Origin of the sequence: Streptomyces albus subsp. chlorinus (assembly GCF_013302895.1) — a bacterium.
Lineage (GTDB): Bacteria > Actinomycetota > Actinomycetes > Streptomycetales > Streptomycetaceae > Streptomyces > Streptomyces chlorinus.
On record NZ_VJOK01000001.1, the window covers coordinates 2822612 to 2840673 of the forward strand.

Consider the following 18062-nt stretch of genomic DNA (forward strand, 5'->3'; position numbering starts at 1 on the left):
AGGTGTCGTGGCCCCGGCGGCCGACGCCGCGGGCCCGGCGGCCTGATTCATGTCTCTTCGCAGCCCTTGCATGGCGGATGTGCCCCTCCGGGTCCCCGGCAGATTCGTCCTTATGTGGACCCGGTTCCGGCATTCCTATTGCCATATATGACTACAAATCACTCGGTCTGCCTACACGCACTTCTCACGCGCTCCTCCCCGGAAGGTGTCCGCGCGGGCGACGGAGGGGCCCGCACCTGCGGGGATCACTCTTCGGGACCGGTCTCACGGAGCGTCACCGCACCGGGCCCGGCGCCCGCGCACTCCGCGTACCGCTCGGCCGTCACCGGGCACTCCCACACCCCCGTACGCCCCGGCACCTCACACAGCCGGACGCCCGCCTTGCCGACCCAGCCGAGACGGCGCGCCGGCACCCCCGCGACCAGCCCGAAGTCCGGCACATCGGCCGTGACCACCGCGCCCGCCGCGACCATCGCCCACCGCCCGATCCGGACCGGCGCCACACACACGGCGCGCGCCCCCAGCGAGGCCCCGTCCGCGACGGTGACCCCGACGGCCTCCCAGTCCCCCGCCCGCTTGAGCGCACCGTCCGGATCGACCGCGCGCGGGGCGCGGTCGTTGGTGAGCACGACGGCGGGACCGACGAAGACGCCGTCGCCGAGTTCGGCCGGCTCGTAGACCAGGGCGTGGTTCTGGAGCTTGCAGCGCGCCCCGATGCGGACGCCCGCGCCGACGTAGGCGCCGCGGCCGATGACGCACTCCTCCCCCACCACGGCCCCCTCGCGCACCTGCGCGAGTTCCCACACGGTGGTCCCGTCCCCCACCTCCGCCTCGTCGGACACCTGTGCCCCCGGAACGGCACGGAACGTACGGTGCGGAGGCCGCTGTGGCCGCTGTTGCCGCTGAGGCCGCGAGGGCTCCGGGTCGGAGGCCGGCGTGGCGGTCGCGTCGATGGTGCTCATGGCTGACTCGCTTCCTGTGCGGGGTAGAGGGCAGACGGCAGGTGGCAGACGGGGAACGGGGGTGGGGGCCGGAAAGGGGACGGGGAGGGGAGTGCGGCCCGGGAACGGCCGTCCCCCTCGGCCGAGAATGACCGTCCCCGTCGGCGTGTACGGCGACCGGCGCGCCGCCCGCGCCGGGTACCCCCCGGCCGCCCGCGGCGGTCCGTCCGCCGACCGGGGTCCCCGTGGGCCGACCGGGTGAGCCCGGTACGGGCGGCGTGCCGTGGGCGAGAGGGGCGGCCGGGCCGGGGGGAGGGTGGGCGGTATGTCCCGATCCGATGAGCTTCCCGTCGCCCAACCCGCCGAGGAACCACGGGCTTTCGGCCTGCCCGGCACCCTCGCCCAGCGCTGGAACGCGCTCGCCGTCGCCGCCTGCGGTGCCACGGTCCTCGTCCTGGGCTACCGGCACCGCTGGACCAACGACGACGCGCTGATCTACACCCGCGCCGTACGCCAGATCCTCGCGGGCAACGGCCCCGTCTTCAACGTCGGGGAACGCGCGGAGACCTCGACCGGGACACTGTGGCAGTGGCTGCTCGCCGCCGGGAGCGCCCTCCCCGGGGTGGACGACCCGCTGCGCCTCGCCGTGGCGCTCGGACTGCTGCTGACCGTCGCCGGCTACCTCCTCGCCCTGGACGGCACCCGCCGGATGATCCGCCTCCGCCGCCCCGCCGGAGCGCTGCTCCCCGCCGGGGTCCTGGTGCTGCTGCCGCTCTGCGCCACCTGGGACTACGCGACCTCCGGCCTGGAGACGGGACTCTCCTTCGCCTACCTGGGCGGCGGCTGGTGGCTCCTCGTCCGCGCCCGGACGGCCCTCGCGGAGGCCGGGGGGACAGGGGCCCGGCGCGGGTGGACTCTGCTCGCGACGGCGTTCGGCCTCGGACTCGGTCCGCTGGTCCGGCCGGACCTGGCGCTGGTGGGCGGGGTCTTCCTGCTCGCGCTGTGGCTGATGTGGCGGCCCCCGCTCCGTACGACGCTCGGCTGGGCAGTGGCCGCCGGTGCGCTGCCCCTGGCCTACGAGGTCTTCCGCGCGGGCTACTACGGCGTCCTCGTCCCGCTCCCGGCCATCGCCAAGGAAGCCTCCGGCACCCAGTGGCAGTTCGGCTGGGACTATCTGCGCAACACCCTCGACCCGTACCTGCTGTGGGTGCCGCTGGCCCTCTTCGCGGGGTACGGGGGATATGCGGCGTACGCGGTGTTCACAAGGTTCGCGGGGTTCGCGGGGTCCACAAGGTTTGCGGGGTCCACAAGGTTCGCGGGGTGCACAGGTTTCACGAGGTACGCCGCCCTCGCCCGGCGCACCGGGGCCACCGCCTCCACCGGACGCGGGACGGCACGACCCGCGCCCGGACGGTGGGCGGGGGCCGGGGCGGGGCCGGGCCTGCTGCGGGCCCCCGACGCGGCGCTCGTGGGCGCACCGGTCCTCGCGGGGCTGCTGTCGGCGTTCTTCGTTGTGAAGATCGGCGGCGACTTCATGCACGGCAGGATGGTGCTGCCCGCCCTCTTCCTCCTGCTGCTCCCGGTGTTCCTGCTGCCGTACGGGCGCGCGGCGGCGGTGCTGGCGGGCGGCGTGGGGGTGTGGGGACTCGTGTGCGGCCTCGCGCTGAGGCCGCCCTTCGAGAGCCCCGGCGACCCGCGGATCGTGTTCGACTCCCACACCGTCTACCAGCGCATCCTCGACGAGCGGCACCCGGTGGGCCAGCGGGCCCACACCGACCGCCCGCGCGCCTTCACCACCGCGGCGCGGCGCACCCTGCGCGAGGGGGCACACGCGCTCGTACTGCGGCTGCCCCACGACGCCGGGTATCCCGTCGTGCCGCTCGCCCCGCACGTGCGGGCGCCCGTCGCCGCGGCGGAGGCCCGGCTCGGTCACGCCGGTGCCGTCCTCCCGCTGGACGGGTTCGTCGTCGACATCCTCGGACTGGGCAACCCGCTCGGCGCCCACACCGAACCGGTGAGCCGCAGGAAGGCGGGGCACGAGAAGCCGCTGGACCGCGCGTGGATCGTCGCGGACGTGACGGCGCCGGGCACCCGCGTCCCCGGTGTGGACCCGCACCGCGTACGGGCGGCCCGGCACGCCCTGACCTGCGGTCCCCTCCCCGGGCTGCTGGCCTCCGCCCGCGCGCCGATGACGCCCGGCCGCTTCTGGTCCAACCTCACCGGCTCCTGGGACCGCACCCGGCTCCGCGTCCCCGCCGACCCGGTGGAGGCCGAAAAGCGCCTGTGCTGAGGCGTCACGTCCCTCGCCGCGACAGCGGGCCCGCGCCTCCGCGTCCACCGGCGGCCGTTGGACAGCGCCGGTCCGGCCCGTTCAGCCCGGGCGGCGGGTGGCGCGGGCGCGGACGAGGGCGCGGGTCAGCACCGGGGGCAGGAGGTCCACCGCGAGGCGCCGGGCGGCGACGGCACGCGGCGCCCGCGCCGTGTCGACGCCCTCCCGCGCGGCGTGCCGCGAGAGGGGCAGCGGCGGCGGCGCCGCCTTCCGCGCCCCGACCAGCAGCAACCGCGCCCCCGCCACCTCCTGCCACTTGCAACCAGCACTTGCCCCGCGCCCGCAGAGCCGCGTGGAGCGCGTCCTGCCAGGGCCGCGCGTCGCCCCAGGTGCCGTAGAACTTGTGGCTGGAGACGCAGACCGGCCGCAGCCCGCTCTCCAGTACGGCCTGCCAGGTCGCACAGGCGACGCCGGGCGTGTGGTCGGAGCGGTAGTCGTCCAGGACGACGATCCCGTCCGGGGTGAGCGCCTCGCGCGCCGCCGCGATGTCCCCCCGTACGTGCGCGTACAGGTGCGAGGCGTCGACGTGGACGAACCGGCAGCTGCCGCCCGCCACCTCCTCGGGCACCACACTCGTGGGGGCCTGGAGGATGCGCGGCAGCTCGTCCCAGAAGGAGAGGTAGGTGGCCTCGAAGGCACGCCGGGTGAGGGTCGCGTACGAGCCTCGCATCTCCCGCCCGTTGGCCTCGTCCGGCGCCTCGGAGTCGAACAGGTCGCAGACGGTGAACCGCTCCTCGGGGGCGTCCAGGTACGCCCGCATCATGACGGCGCTCTTGCCCATGTAGGCGCCCATCTCCAGCAGGTCGCCGCGGTGCCCCAGCTCCCGCTGCCGGGTGAGGAACCAGTCGAAGAGGATGAGATCGGTGTGGTAGAACCAGCCGGGTACCTCCTGGAAGGTGCGCGGTTCGGGCAGTGTCCGCTCGGGCGGGGCCGGGTGGGGGGCGGACTGTCCGGACGTCGCTGTGGTGGCCATGAGGGGTGGGTCTCCTCTGCGGACGGAAGCGTTCGAGGGGGCCGGGGCCCTGTATAGGGGCCCGAGGGGAGCGGGCGCACGCCCCCGTGGGGCGGATCGGCAGAGCTTCGGCGGGCCGCCGTCCGTCAGCCACCCGAAGTTCAGCGGCCGTTCCGGCCGGCGCCGGAACCACCGCCCCACCGCCCCACCGCCCACGGACCACCCCGCACCCGGCCCGCCCCGGCACCGGTTACCGCGCGGCCACCGAACCCGGTGCCGTTCCGGTCCCGGCCCGGAACCCGTTCCCGGCCTGGAAGCCGTTCCCGGCCCTGGCCTTGGCCCCGGTCCCGGTCCCGGTTGGGAAGCCGTTCCCGTTCCGGGTCTCGGCCTCGACTCCGTTCCAGGTCCCGGTCCGGAACCCGGCCCCGGCCCCGGCGGCGAACCCGGTCCCTGTGGCGAACCCTGTCCCGGTGCCCGAGACCGTCCCGGCGGCGGCGGCCTCTCCACCGGTGGGCGCCACGGCACCGGGACCAGCACCGGTACCGGGTCCGGGAACGGGGCCGGGGCCGGTACCGGAACCGTCACCGGTCGCCGCGACGACGCCCGCGGCCGTGCCCGCGTCCTTGCCGCCCGTCGTCGCCGCGCGGTCCCCTCTTCCCCGCAGCCATGCGGGGAACGGCGGTTCGACGAGCGGCCACAGCACGCGACGCACATGCGGTACGCCCAGCAGGACGGCGAGTCCGGCCGCCAGGACGGTGGTGCCCACCACGGCCAGCAGGCCGCCCGTGACCACGGCCTCGTAGCCGCCGGTGCGTTCGACGGCCGCCACGATCGGTCCGTGCAGCAGGAACGGGTACAGCGCGCAGGCGCCCAGCGCGGTGAGCCCGGTGCGGTGCGCCGGCACCAGCGCGAGGAACGCGGCGACGAGGACGGCTCCGGCGGCGAAGAGGACGAGCCGTACCTCCAGGTAGAGGAGCGGGTCGGCGCCCAGTTCGGCCCGTCCGGCCGCCATGAGGACCCAGTCGGTGCTGTACCGGGGTGCCGCCCACCAGGCACCGACCGCGGCGGCGGCCATCACCGGCAGCGCCCACCGCCGTGCCGCCCGGTGCCGCAGGGGGCGCAGGTGTTCGGGACGCAGCCGCAGCCCGAGCACGAACCAGGGCCAGAGCATGAGCAGGCGCGGCAGCGCCGGTTCCCCGCCCAGGTCGGTGAACCCGGCGGCGAGGGAGACCAGCGCGGCGAGGACGACGGGCCACCGCACCGCGCGCCACAGCGGGGCGGTCAGCCGCCAGACGAAGAGCGCGGCCAGGAACCAGCACACGAACGCGGGGCGGGTCGGTGTGACGGCGAACGGCCGCTCCCACACCAGGGTGTCCACCGCCGCGTACGCCGCCTCGAACACCAGGTAGGGCACGAGCACATGGCTGAGCAGACGGCGCACCTGATCGGGCCGCCCGGTGAAGTGGCGCGAGCAGTAGCCGCACAGCAGCGCGAGGGCGGGCAGGTGGAAGGCGTACAGGAGCAGGTAGGCGGCCTTGACGCCGGGCATGGCGTCCACGACGGGCGCCCAGTTGTGGCCGATGACGACGAGAACGACCAGCAGGAACCGCGCGTTGTCGAGGAACGGGTCGCGTCCCCCCTGCCGCCCGGACGCGGAGGCTCCGTCGAGCCGCCGCCCCCGCGCGCGCCCCTCTTCGCGCGCCCCGCCATGCGTCTCCGCTCCGCCGCGTGTCTGCGGCCCGCCGTCCCGCGTCTCGTCGCCGCCCCGCACCCCGGCGTCCGACAGCACTCCCGCGGCCACCCAGACGTCGCCCGGGTCCTCGGTGACCGCCGGGTCCGCCGGGGCTGCCGGTTCCGGCAGGCCCCTCGCCCCTTCCGGAGGGAACCCGGGCGGAACGAGCGGGCCGGGCCGCCCCGCCGGACCCTCCGGACGGCCCCGTCGGCCGGGGCCGCGCACGGTTCCCGGAAGGCCCGGGTGCCTCCGGTCGTCCCGGCCACCCGGGTCCGCCGGGCCCACCAACCCCGAGGGGCCCGAGGGGCCCGACAGGCCACCCGGGCCCGTCGGGTTCGGTGGGCCTTCCCGGCCTCCCCATCGGTCCCCCGGGACTCCCCGTCCGCCCTGGTCCCCCGGGGCTCCCCGGCCTCGGTCGTGCCGCGGGTCGCCGGTGTCGCGGGGAGCCCGGGTGCCGGGTGCCGGGCGCGGGGCCGAGGAGGGAGAGGGGGCGGGCAGGGAGGGGCCGGGCGCGGCCCGTCCGGCGGGGGCGCCGTCGGACGGTGCGGGGAAGGGCCGGGCGGGGGGCGCGGACCACTCCTCGGAGGTCTCCCAGGGGAACAGCGGGGACGGCTCCGGCGCCGCGGTGGAGCGCGTCGTCGCCCCCGCGGGGGCTCTCCGCCCGTCAGCACCCCCGGACGTCGCGGAATCGTGCGCCGTCCCGTGTGTGGTGAAGGTGTCGGTGAAAGGATCCCAGGCCATCACGCCGTCCTCGGCTCGTTCGGCTCACTCGGCTCACTCGGTCCAGCGGGGTCGCTCACCCCGCTGGACTCCCTCGCTCCACCGGGCCCGTTCAGCCCGCTGGACTCCCTCGACCGGGCGGGCCCGTCCGTCCCGGCCGGCCCCGCCCGGCCCCGGGGGACGGCCCCCCGCGCGCTCGCACCCATGCCGTTCACATACCGTCCGGTCGGTCTCTCGCCGGACAGGCCCCCGTCGGCCGCCCCTCCTCGGCCGCGCCGCCGCACAACCCGCCGCGCTCCCCGTCACGCAACCGGACAGGCCCCCCGCCCCGCACCCCGGTGATCGCACCGGCAGTCGCCCTGGCAAGTGCCGTGACGGGCGAACCGCCGGGCGTCCGGATGCATCTCCCGGCAGGAGCACGGCTCCACGCCCTTTCGCGCGCCCCGCACGCCCCGCGCACTCCGCCCCTCGCCCCGGCGCACTCCCCGCCCCGCACCCCCGCTGGCACCCCCGTCCGCACCCCCTCGGACACCTCCACAGGCGCGCCGCCGGGTACGCCACCGGGTGCGCCGCCGTGCGCACCGCCTGGTGCGCACGGCCGGCGGCCGGCCGGCCGCTGGTGCGGCCGGCCGGTCCGACTGGGGCGATGATCTGCGAGGCCATTGATCAGACAGTAGGGGCGGTTTGTCCCCCTGCCGGTGCGGCATGCCGCCGCCGGGTCCGAATGAGGGACATACGAGTGTTAAGAACGCATCCCCTCCCCTTCCGCCTCTCAAATAGTCCGTGGACGAAGCGGAGTAATCCGGGTGATACCGGACGCATGTGCGCCGAGAGAGCGACCGAACGAGGGAGAGGCCGCGATGAAGATCGTGTTCCTGCTGGACAACGCCTACGGAATCGGCGGGACGATCCGATCGACGGTGAACCTGTCCGGTGCGCTGGCCGAGCGGCACGAGGTGGAGGTCGTCAGCCTGCGCCGCTCCCGCCAGGAGCCCGCCCTCACCTTCGATCCCCGGGTGCGCCTGCGCTCCCTCATCGACCTGCGCCCCGCCTCCGCGTCCTACGACGGCGACGATCCCGACTACCGGCGCCGCAGCGAGCGCTTCACCGAAGGCCACGACCACTTCGAACGCGGCATCTCCACCCGCCTGGGCGACCTGCGGATGAAGGCGCTGCTGGAGAACCTGGAGGCGGACGTCGTCATCGGCACCCGCCCGAAGATCAACGACTATCTCGCCGCCTACGGCACGGACGCCTATCTCCGCATCGGCCAGGAACACCTCACCCACCGGATGCACAGCGACCACATCCGCACCCACCAGGACGCGGCGATCGCCCGCCTGGACGCGTTCGTGACCGTCTCGTACGCGGACGCCGCCGACTACCGCGCCGCGCTCCCCGACGTGCCGGCCGAGATCCTCTGCGTGCCCAACGCCGTGCCGGCACCCGATGTCGAGCCCTCCGACGGCCGGGCCAGGCTCATCGTCGCCGCCGGCCGCCTCATCAAGGTCAAGCGCTACGACCGGCTGCTGCGCGCCTTCGCCCTCGTCGCCGACAAGCACCCGGACTGGTCGCTGCGGCTGTACGGACGCGGCCCGCGACGCGACGCGCTGCGCGCCCTGATCGACGAACTCGGCCTCTGCGACCGCGCGTTCCTGATGGGCGCCCACTCCCCCATCGAGACGGAGTGGGCCAAGGGGTCCATCGCGGCGGTCTCCTCGGACGCCGAGTCCTTCGGCATGACCCTCGTCGAAGCGATGCACTGCGGCGTACCGGTCGTCAGCACGGACTGCCCCTACGGCCCCGGCGAGATCATCGCCAACGGCCGCGACGGCCTCCTCGCGCCCCTCGGGGAGGACGAGGACGTCACCGTCCACGCCTACGCCGACGCCCTCCTCCACCTCGTCGAGGACCCCGCCCTGCGCACCCGCATGGGCCAGGCGGCGCTGGAGAAGGCCGCCCGCTACTCCCCGGGGCGCATCGCGGGCGAGTACGAGGAGCTGATGGCCAGGCTGCTGGAGGCCCGCAAGCGCCCGGGCCAGGGACGTCCGGACCAGGGCGGCCGCCGGGGCCAGGGACGTCCGGACAACGGGAGTCCGCGCTCCGGGCAGGCGGCCCGCGCGGCGCGGGGACCCCGTCCGGACGAGGCCCCGGGGAGGCCGGGCCCGGTCCGTCCGCCGGCCGCCACCGCCTCCGCACCCTCGCAGCGTGCCCGTCCCGTTCCCGCCCCCTCACTCCGCACCCGTCTCCTCCGTATCGCCCGCCGGCTGACCCCCTCCGTGTTCGTGCCGCTCCTGCGCCCCCTCGTCCGCCGCCGCAAGCGCGGCGACGGGGCCAGAGGGCTGCGCCGCCCCGTGGCCCGGGTGAGGGCCGCCAGGGACGGCGGCCTCCTCGTCCGGCTCCGCGCCGACACCCTCCCGAAGGGCGCGGCCGTGCTGTCCCTGCGCCCGCGCCACCGGGAGGACACCGAGGCCGTCCGCGTCCCGCTGCCGCCGCGCGACGAAGCGGCGGCGGACGGCTGGGTGGAAGCGCGCCTCCACCGCGCGTCCACCCGGCTGCCGGAGGCCCGCTGGGACGTCCACGTGGAGCGCGTCGCCGACGGCAGGAGCAAGCGTGTGCGGGCCGAACTCGTGGAGACGGCACGCCTGCTGAGCATGCCCGCGCCGCTCACCGAGCAGGGCGTGCTCGAACCGTGGGTGCCGTACACGACCGCCGACGGGTTCCTCGCGCTGCGCACCTGGTCCCGCGACCGGCACGCGGAGGTCACCGCCATCGAACGGGGCGGGCACGGCTACCTCCTCACCGCGCACCTGTACGGACAGGCGGCACGTCCCGCCCTCTCGCCGCGCACCGTGGAACTGTCCGGCGGCCCGGTGCTGGCGGCGGTGCCACGGGGCAACCCGCGGCACGCGTTCGAGTTCCCGGGCCGCCGCGGCGACGAGCCGGACACCGTGACACTGGAACTGCCGTACGAGCTTCCCGCGGCCTTCGCCGACGGCGCCGACGAGGGCGTGTGGGACCTGTGGCTGCGACCGGGACTGGGCCCCGAGAAGGTACGGCTGGCCCGGCTGCTGGGAGACCTCCCGGACCGCAAGAAGACGGACGTCACCCCGCCCACCCCGCTGGGGGACAGCGGCCGGGCCGTCCAGCTCTACTTCTCCCTCAACAACAACCTCGTCCTCACCCTGAAGCCGCTGCGGGACCTGGCCGCCGCGGCCGCCCGGGAACCGGCCTCGGACGAGGAGGCGGCCGCACGGACCACGGCGGGCCGGACGGCGGGAGCCGCCGAGGAGGGCCGGGCGGCAGGAGCCGCCGAGGAGGAGCGGGCAGCGGGAGCCGCCGAGGGCCGGGCAGCCAGGGCTGAAGAGGCCCGGACCGCAGGGACCGCCGAGGACGGGACATCAGCTGCGGCACGCCGGACATCAGGGGCCGGGGCGGGCCGGACATCAGGGGCCGGGGCAGGCCGGAACGCGTCGGCCGCCGGAGGGGATCAGGGCCGCTCGTCCTCGCCCAGCGCCTCCGCCAGCGCCTGACCCCGCTCCCGGTTCCTCTCGGCCTCCACCTCGCCCTCCGCGTCCACCGGCCGCCGCTCGACGGCGTCCCCCGGCCCCCGCTCGGCCGCCCGCAGGCGCTCCGCGCGCTCCTCGGCCCGCGCGACCAGCGCCCGCGCGGCCCGGTCGAAGCGGACGAGGGAGGGTGGCTCGGCAGGCCCCAGCAACCGCGCCTTCAGGGCCGCCCGCGCCGGGGCGAGCGCGTCCTCCTCCGGGTGCCGGACCGTGTGCAGCAACGCGGCGATGCCCGATCCGTCCGGGCCGAGGATCGTGGCGGCGCCGACGGTGGGGAAGGCGGTGCGGAAGCTGTCGTCGTCCATGCCGGTGGTGTTGGCCACCGCGTACGGCTTCTCGCTGCTGAGGTAGTCCGAGACGACGGAGGAGACGTCCGAGACCAGCACGTCGGCCTCGTTGAAGCAGGAGAACAGCCCGGGGCTCCGTCCGGTGACGACGCGGTGCTGCCAGGCCGGTGCGGCCGCCCAGTACGCCGCCTCCCAGGCGCGGGTGGCCTCCTCCGCCGCCCGGGCGCGGCCGGGCGGAGGCGCCGGCTGGCGCAGCATCCGCTCCACCTCGTCGGCGTGCCGGGAGAAGTCCGGCCGGGTGAGCGCCTCCAGTTCGGCGGTGGCCGCCTCCAGGGCCCGGAGGGCGCCGGGGCCCGGCTCGGCGCCCTCCCGCGCCGCGTTCGCCCGCTCGACGAGGGCCCGGATGCACCGGTCGGCCTCGCCCGCGCGCGGGTCGACGGTGCCGGTCATCGGGTGCGGCTTGTAGAGCAGCCGCACCTTCGGGTCGGCCAGCAGCGCCGCGACGATCGCCTCGCCCGCCACCAGCACGGAGGTGTTGGCCGGATCGTCGGTGAAGCCCTCCCAGGTGGGGGCGTACAGGACCGTGAGATACCCCTCGCGGCTGCCGACGGGCCGGGTTCCGGCGGCCTCGATGGGGGCGAGCTGCGGGCGGCCGACCTCCACCACGTCCTTGTCCTCCACCCCGACCTCGGCGAGCGCGTACCGCTCGCGCGCCGCCTCACCGGCGACCCACACCTGGTCGTATGCCTTGGCGTACGGGTTGCAGGAGGAGAGCTTGTCGGACTCGCCGTGGTTGATGAAGGCGTGCTTGAGGGTCGGGATGCGCAGCACCTGGGCCGTCTTGCCGGAGTTCGCCGGGTGGAGCAGCACCCGCAGGGTGGAGCGTTCCAGCCGCATCAGGTGGGAGACCTTGGGCACGCACACGATGGGCACGTCCGTGATGTCGATCTTCTGCACCATGAACCGCTCGCGGAGCACGATCAGCGGACGCCCGTCCAGTGCGGCCAGCGTGCTCAGCCACATGTTGGCCTGGTACGCCGAGGCACCGCCGCCGGAGAAGTACATGCCGATGGTCGGCCGGTACTCCGCCAGCCACGCGTCCAGCCAGGCCAGCGCCTCCTCCTCACCGGCGACCCGCTTGCCGGGCAGCAGCCAGGTCGCCAGCCACAGGATCCCGGCCAGCAGCCCGGCGCCGCAGCAGAGGGCGACGGCCTGCGCCCACACCGCCTCCCCCGTCCCGGCCGCCACGCACATCGCGGCCGTCGTGAGCACCGCGACGGCCGCCAGCCGCAGCGTCGCCCGCTTGGCGAACAGGGCGGGCGGCGCGGGGGACAGCCGCAGCGCCGACGCGTCGATGTTCCGCGTGACCACGGGCAACCGCCGGTGCGTGCGTACCGCGCCGGCCAGGGCCTGGCAGCAGAAGTGCAGTACCCAGCACGCCAACAGTGCGCCCAGCAGCGGGGCGAGGTCGCCGGCGCGCAGCACGTCGAGACCGGCCAGGCCGCCCAGCAGCAGCGCGTCCCGCAGGACTTGGCGGACGGCCGGGGTGCACTGGGCCCGGCCGAGGCCGCGCGATGTCGTCCGCGCGCACCGCGGCAGCAGGAGTTCGGTCACCAGTCCGAGGAGGGCCCCCGCGACGACGAGCCCCACCCGCGGTTCCACGACGCCGGCCACCTGGAGCAGATATCCGGCCACCAGCAGCGCGAGCGCGGCGGCCGACCGCGCCCCGCCGCGCGTCCCGGCGGCCCGCGTCCGCCGCTCCGACGGGGCCGCGCCCCGCACGGCCGGCCCGGCCCGAGCCCTGTGCCCGCGCTTCCGGCTCCGCGCACGGTCGTCGGTCACGGGTTCGAGCACCACCGTGTCGGCAAGCTCGTCGGGGACACTCCCCCGCGCCTCCCCGGCCCCGGCCGAACCGCCCCCACCCGGACCGCCCCCACCGGCAGCATCCCCCCTCACGCCGCCCTTCGGGCCGCCCTTGGCACCGGTCGGGTCGCCCTCGGCACCGGTCGGCTCCTCCGCGCCGTCCGCGCCGTCGCCCACGCCATCCACAAGTGCACCCACACTTGACGGTAGGCAGCGCGGAAAGGGCCTGTCGCGCCGCGTGCCGCCGAAAGCGTGACCGCCGTGCCCGAGGTCCTCCCTCCGGCACGGCGGTCGCTCAGTCGTACGGCTCCGGGCCACCCGTGACGACGGCTTCCGGCCACCCACGACGCCGCCCGTGACGACGGCTCCGGGCCACCCGTGGCGGCCGTCGGCGACGGCCGCCACGGGCCCGGTCAGCGGTTGCTGCGCAGCAGCGTGCGCATCGTCCGCATGGCCACCGACAGGTTCGCCAGGTCGAACGTCTCCGAGGCCTGGATCTCATCCAGGGTGCCCCGGGCGCGCACGAGGATCGCGCGGTTCTTCTCCTCCCACGCCTCGTACCGCTCCTCCGGCGTGTCCGCGCCGTTGCCCGCGGCCAGCACGTCGGCGGTCAGCAGCTGGTGCGCCGCGTACAGGTCCTCGCGGATGGAGGAGCGGGCCATCGACTGCCAGCGGTCGGCGCGCGGCAGCTCGCTGACGCGGCCCTGGAGCTGGGTGATGCCCAGCCGGTCCGCCAGGTCGAAGTAGACCTCGGCGACGTCCATCAGCTCCTTGCCGGTGCGGTCCGCGACGGCGACCACGTCCAGCGCCGAGAACGCCGCGGCCGAACCCGCCAGCCGCTGCGCCAGTTCGGCGGGGACGCCGGCGCCCGACAGCTTGTCGTAGACCTTCTGGTGCCACTTGAGGTCGTCGCCCTTGAGCAGCTTGGGCAGTTCGGCCCAGACCGCCTCGACGCGCTCGGAGAACAGCTCGATGGTCTCGGCCAGCCGCAGCGGCTGCGGACGGTTGTTGAGCAGCCAGCGGGTGGCACGCTCGACCAGCTGGCGGGAGCGCAGCCGGATATCGGTCAGCACGTTGGCCGGGACCTTGTTGTCCAGCGCCTCGGCCTCGTCCCAGATGTCGCCGAGCCGGAAGATGGCGCGCGCGGCCGTGTGGGCGCGCACGATCTCCTCCGTCGCGGCCCCCGACTCCTCCTTCATACGGTGCAGGAAGGTGGACCCCGCGGTGTTGACCGTGTCGTTGACCAGCACCGTCGTGATGATCTCGCGGCGCAGGGCGTGCGTCTCGATCTGCTGGGCGAAGCGCTCGCGCAGCGCCTTGGGGAAGTAGGCGAACAGCAGCCGCTGGAGATAGGGGTCGTCCGGCAGCGGCGTGTCGATCAGCTCGTTCGTCACGTTGATCTTCGTGTACGCGAGCAGGACGGCGATCTCCGGCTGGGTCAGCCCCTGACCGTTGCCCCGGCGCTCCCGGATCTGCCGGTCGGAGGGCAGGAACTCCAGCGCCCGGTCGAGCTTGCCCTCCTTGGAGAGCTTCCGCATCTGCCGCTGGCTGGCCAGCAGCAGGCTGGGGGCCTGCGCCAGGGAGTTGGCCAGGGCCGCGTTCTGCGCGTAGTTGTTGCGCAGCACCAGCTCCCCGACCTCGTCCGTCATCTGGGCGAGCAGCTTGTTGCGCTGCTTGACGGTCATGTCGCCGTCGGCCACCACCGAGTTGAGCAGGATCTTGATGTTCACCTCGTGGTCGGAGGTGTCCACACCGGCGCTGTTGTCGATGGCGTCGGTGTTGACCCGGCCGCCGTTCGCCGCGAACTCGATCCGGCCCAGCTGGGTGCAGCCCAGGTTGCCGCCCTCGCCGACGACCTTGACCCGCAGGTCCTGGCCGTTGACGCGGATGGCGTCGTTGCCCTTGTCGCCGACGTCCGCGTCGCTCTCCGTGGACGCCTTGACGTAGGTGCCGATGCCGCCGTTCCACAGCAGGTCCACCGGGGCGGTGAGGATGGCCCGCATCAGCTCGGCCGGGGTCATCTTGGTGACGCCCGGCTCGATGCCCAGCGCCTCGCGGACCTGCGGGGTGATCGGCACCGACTTGGCGCTGCGCGGGTGGATGCCGCCGCCCGCCGAGATCAGCTTCTTGTCGTAGTCGGCCCACGAGGAGCGCGGCAGCTCGAACAGCCGGCGGCGCTCCGCGTAGGAGGTGGCCGCGTCCGGGTCGGGGTCGAGGAAGATGTGCCGGTGGTCGAAGGCGGCCACCAGCCGGATGTGCTCGGAGAGCAGCATGCCGTTGCCGAACACGTCGCCGGACATGTCGCCGACGCCGACGACGGTGAAGTCCTGCGTCTGGGTGTCGTGGCCCAGCTCCCGGAAGTGCCGCTTGACCGACTCCCAGGCGCCGCGCGCGGTGATGCCCATGCCCTTGTGGTCGTAGCCGGCGGAGCCGCCGGAGGCGAAGGCGTCGCCCAGCCAGTAGCCGTAGGAGACGGCCACCTCGTTGGCGATGTCGGAGAAGGTCGCGGTGCCCTTGTCGGCCGCGACGACGAGGTAGGTGTCGTCCTCGTCGTGCCGCACCACGTCCTTGGGGTGCACGACTTCGCCGGAGACGAGGTTGTCGGTCACATCCAGCAGGCCGGAGATGAACGTCTTGTAGCAGGCGATGCCCTCGGCCTGCCAGGCGTCGCGGTCCTGCGCCGGGTCGGGCAGGCGCTTGCCGACGAAGCCGCCCTTGGCGCCGACCGGCACGATGACGGTGTTCTTGACCTCCTGCGCCTTGACCAGCCCCAGGATCTCCGTACGGAAGTCCTCGCGCCGGTCCGACCAGCGCAGACCACCGCGCGCGACCTTGCCGAACCGCAGGTGGACGCCCTCCACCCGGGGCGAGTACACCCAGATCTCGTACTTGGGGCGCGGCGCGGGCAGGTCCGGGATGGCCTGCGGGTCCAGCTTCATCGACACGTAGGTGTGCGGCTTGCCGTCGTCGGCCAGCTGGAAGTAGTTGGTGCGCAAGGTGGCGTTGATGACGGTGAGGAAGGAGCGCAGGATGCGGTCCTCGTCCAGGCTCGCCACCTGGTCCAGGGCGCCGTTCAGCTCCTCCAGGATGCCGTCGGTCAGCTCGCGGCCGGCCCGCTGCCGGGCCGGGTCCAGCCGGGCCTCGAACAGGTTGACGAGCAGCCGGGTGGTGTGGACGTTCCCGCGCAGCGTGTCCTCGATGTAGGACTGGCTGAAGGTGGCACCCGCCTGCCGCAGGTACTTCGCGTACGCGCGCAGCACCATGGCCTGCCGCCAGGTCAGCCCCGCCGAGAGGACCAGCGCGTTGAGGCCGTCGTTCTCCGCGCGGCCCGTCCACACCGCCGCGAACGCCTCCTGGAACCGCTCGCGCGTCTCCTCCTCCAGACCGCGCTGTCCGTCCGGCATCCGCAGCCCGAAGTCGTAGATCCACGCGTGCGACTTGTCCGCGCAGCGCAGCTCGTAGGGCCGCTCGTCCACCACCTCGACGCCCATCGCCTGCAGCCCCGGCAGCACGGCCGAGAGGGAGACGGGGCTGCCGACGCGGTAGATCTTGAACCGGCGCTCGCCCGGCGCGGCGCCCACCGGCTCATACAGGCTCAGCGCGAAGTCGTTCTCCTGCTCGCCCCGCACCAGCTGCTCGATGTGCTGGAGGTCGGCGACGGCGGCACGCGGCGAGAAGTCCGCCTTGTAGCCCTCGGGGAAGGCGTGCGCGTACTTCTGCGCCAGCTCGGCGGCCTGCTCCTCACCGCACTCGGCGACCAGGGCCTCGCTGAAGCCGTCCGCCCAGGAGCGCGCCGCCTCGGCCAGCCGCGCCTCGATGCGGTCGATCTCGGCGTCCGTCAGCTCCTTCAGCTCACCGCCGGTCCGCACCCGGATGACGAAGTGCAGCCGGGAGAGCACCGACTCGGTGTTCCAGGCGGTGAAGTCGACGCTGGTGCCGCCCAGTTCCTCGGTGAGGATGTCGGTCAGCCGCAGGCGCACCGCCGTCGTGTAGCGGTCGCGCGGCAGGTAGACCAGGGCCGAGTAGTACCGCCCGTACTCGTCCTGCCGCAGGTACAGCCGCAGCTTGCGGCGCTCCTGGAGGTAGAGGACGGAGGTGACGATGGAGCGCAGCTCGTCCGTCGGCGTCTGGAACAGCTCGTCGCGCGGGTAGGTCTCCAGGATCTGGAGCAGGTCGCGGCCCGCGTGGCTGTCCGGGGTGAAGCCCGCGCCGTCCAGCACCTCGGCGACCTTGCGCCGGATGACCGGGACGCGCCGCACCGACTCGGTGTAGGCGGCGGACGAGAACAGCCCCAGGAAGCGGCGCTCCCCGATGACGTTGCCCTCGGCGTCGAACTTCTTGACGCCGACGTAGTCCAGGTACGACGAACGGTGCACCGTTGAACGGCTGTTCGCCTTGGTGAGCACCAGCAGCCGGTGCTCCCGCGCCTTGGCACGGGCGCCGGCCGTCAGCCGGTTGAACGACGGCGAGACCGGGTGCCCCTCCTCGGTGGTCCGGTGCGGGTCCGAGCGCAGGATGCCCAGCCCGGTGCCGGGCAGCGGGGTGAGCGTCAGCTCCTCCCCCTCCTTGGCGTCCTCGCCGTGCTCACCCTCGGCACCCAGCTCGTACTCGCGGTAGCCGAGGAAGGTGAAGTGGTCGTCGGCCAGCCAGCGCAGCAGCTCCCGGGCCTCGTCGATCTCCTCGGCCGGCAGGTCGTCGGTGGGCTCGTCGGGCAGCTCGTCGGCGATCCGGAGCGCCGCGCCCCGCATCTTCTGCCAGTCCTCGACGGACTCCCTGACGTCGGAGAGGACCCGCCGCAGATCGGCACCGATCTGCTTGAGGTCCTCCCGTTCCGTCTCGCGGTCGATCTCCACATGGATCCACGACTCGACCAGCGCGTCGTGCGGCAGCTTCTCCCGCTTCTCCCGTGCCAGCTTCCGGCCGGGCCCCTGCGAGGCCCCGGCCTGCCCCGCGGCGTCCGCCTGCTGGGCGGCGACGTCGTCACGGCCGACGGAGAGGACCTCCAGCAGCTTCCCGGCCAGATCCCGGCGCACCACCATCTGCGGGTGGATGACGACGTGGATGCCCCGGCCCTGCCGGGACAGCTCGTTGGTGACCGAGTCCACCAGGAACGGCATGTCGTCCGTCACGACCTCGACGACCGTGTGCGTGCACGACCAGCCGTTCTCGTCGATCGAGGGGGAGTAGACGCGGACGTTGGCCGTCCCCTGCGGCCGCTCCTGCGCGAGGCGGTAGTGGGCGAGCGCGCCGCCGAGGATGTCGACCGGGTCGCGGTCGGTCAGGTCCTCCGGCGCCGTGTGCAGGTAGTACCGCTGGAGATACGCGCCAAGGGCACCGTCCTGGGGGCCCTGGGAGGCCTGGACCGGGTGGCGCCCCTGGGCCGGGCTCTGTTCCGCCACCCGGGCGGCTTCCGCCAGCCGCTCGGCTTTTGCTTCATCCAGCTTGCTCTGCATGTCCTCTGGCTCCTGTCGCGCGCCGTTGCGTGACGTCGGGATGGAAGAAAAGGCACGGCGCCGGGACGCGGGGTGTCCGCCGGAGTCCGCCGCTGTGCCGGGAGAGACGACCAGCGGCGCCCCGCGCACGGTCGCGCGAGGGGCGCTGTACGGAGTCACGCCCTGGGGCGGATCCTCCGAGGGATATCGCGCTGATCACGTAGGCAAGGCTATCGCTCC

At 74.4% G+C, this 18062-nt stretch carries 6 protein-coding genes and 1 pseudogene; 2 read left to right on the forward strand and 5 right to left on the reverse strand.

What is annotated here, in order from left to right; all coding sequences use genetic code 11:
- Window positions 1-245: 245 nt before the first annotated feature.
- Window positions 246-962, reverse strand: a complete 717-nt coding sequence (locus FM076_RS12690; protein WP_173870376.1) for an acyltransferase — start codon at window positions 960-962, stop codon at window positions 246-248.
- A 304-nt stretch (window positions 963-1266) separates the two neighbouring features.
- On the opposite strand from FM076_RS12690, the gene FM076_RS12695 reads away from it, so the two are divergent.
- Entirely contained in the window at window positions 1267-3231 is a 1965-nt protein-coding gene (locus FM076_RS12695; protein WP_173870379.1) for a hypothetical protein, read from the forward strand.
- 81 nt (window positions 3232-3312) lie between these two features.
- On the opposite strand, the pseudogene FM076_RS12700 reads toward FM076_RS12695, so the two are convergent.
- Both FM076_RS12700 and FM076_RS12705 read right to left on the reverse strand, forming a co-directional pair.
- Window positions 3313-4243: pseudogene (locus tag FM076_RS12700) on the reverse strand (class I SAM-dependent methyltransferase).
- A gap of 229 nt (window positions 4244-4472) precedes the next feature.
- On the reverse strand, window positions 4473-6023 hold the full coding sequence (locus FM076_RS12705; protein ID WP_243274454.1) for an acyltransferase family protein: 1551 nt from the start codon (window positions 6021-6023) through the stop codon (window positions 4473-4475).
- Between the two features lie 1511 nt (window positions 6024-7534).
- Here FM076_RS12705 and FM076_RS12710 point away from each other — a divergent pair.
- The gene (locus FM076_RS12710; protein ID WP_180217761.1) at window positions 7535-10207 is read left to right on the forward strand and encodes a glycosyltransferase; all 2673 of its coding nucleotides are present in this window, start codon (window positions 7535-7537) and stop codon (window positions 10205-10207) included.
- On the opposite strand, the gene FM076_RS12715 is transcribed toward FM076_RS12710, so the two are convergent.
- Both FM076_RS12715 and FM076_RS12720 read right to left on the reverse strand, forming a co-directional pair.
- Complete coding sequence (locus FM076_RS12715) at window positions 10165-12588, reverse strand: hypothetical protein (RefSeq protein WP_428814836.1); 2424 nt, start codon at window positions 12586-12588, stop codon at window positions 10165-10167. The two genes, FM076_RS12710 and FM076_RS12715, sit on opposite strands and share 43 nt — an antisense overlap.
- A 215-nt stretch (window positions 12589-12803) precedes the next feature.
- Window positions 12804-17843 (reverse strand): NAD-glutamate dehydrogenase, encoded by a 5040-nt coding sequence (locus FM076_RS12720; protein WP_173870381.1) that lies wholly within the window; start codon window positions 17841-17843, stop codon window positions 12804-12806.
- Window positions 17844-18062 lie beyond the last annotated feature (219 nt).

Bases quoted from the DNA above. Each gene is read 5' to 3' on its own strand.
- FM076_RS12690 (WP_173870376.1), bottom strand. From the start codon at position 962: ATGAGCACCATCGACGCGACCGCCACGCCGGCCTCCGACCCGGAGCCC.
- FM076_RS12695 (WP_173870379.1), top strand. From the start codon at position 1,267: ATGTCCCGATCCGATGAGCTTCCCGTCGCCCAACCCGCCGAGGAACCA.
- FM076_RS12710 (WP_180217761.1), top strand. From the start codon at position 7,535: ATGAAGATCGTGTTCCTGCTGGACAACGCCTACGGAATCGGCGGGACG.
- FM076_RS12720 (WP_173870381.1), bottom strand. From the start codon at position 17,843: ATGCAGAGCAAGCTGGATGAAGCAAAAGCCGAGCGGCTGGCGGAAGCC.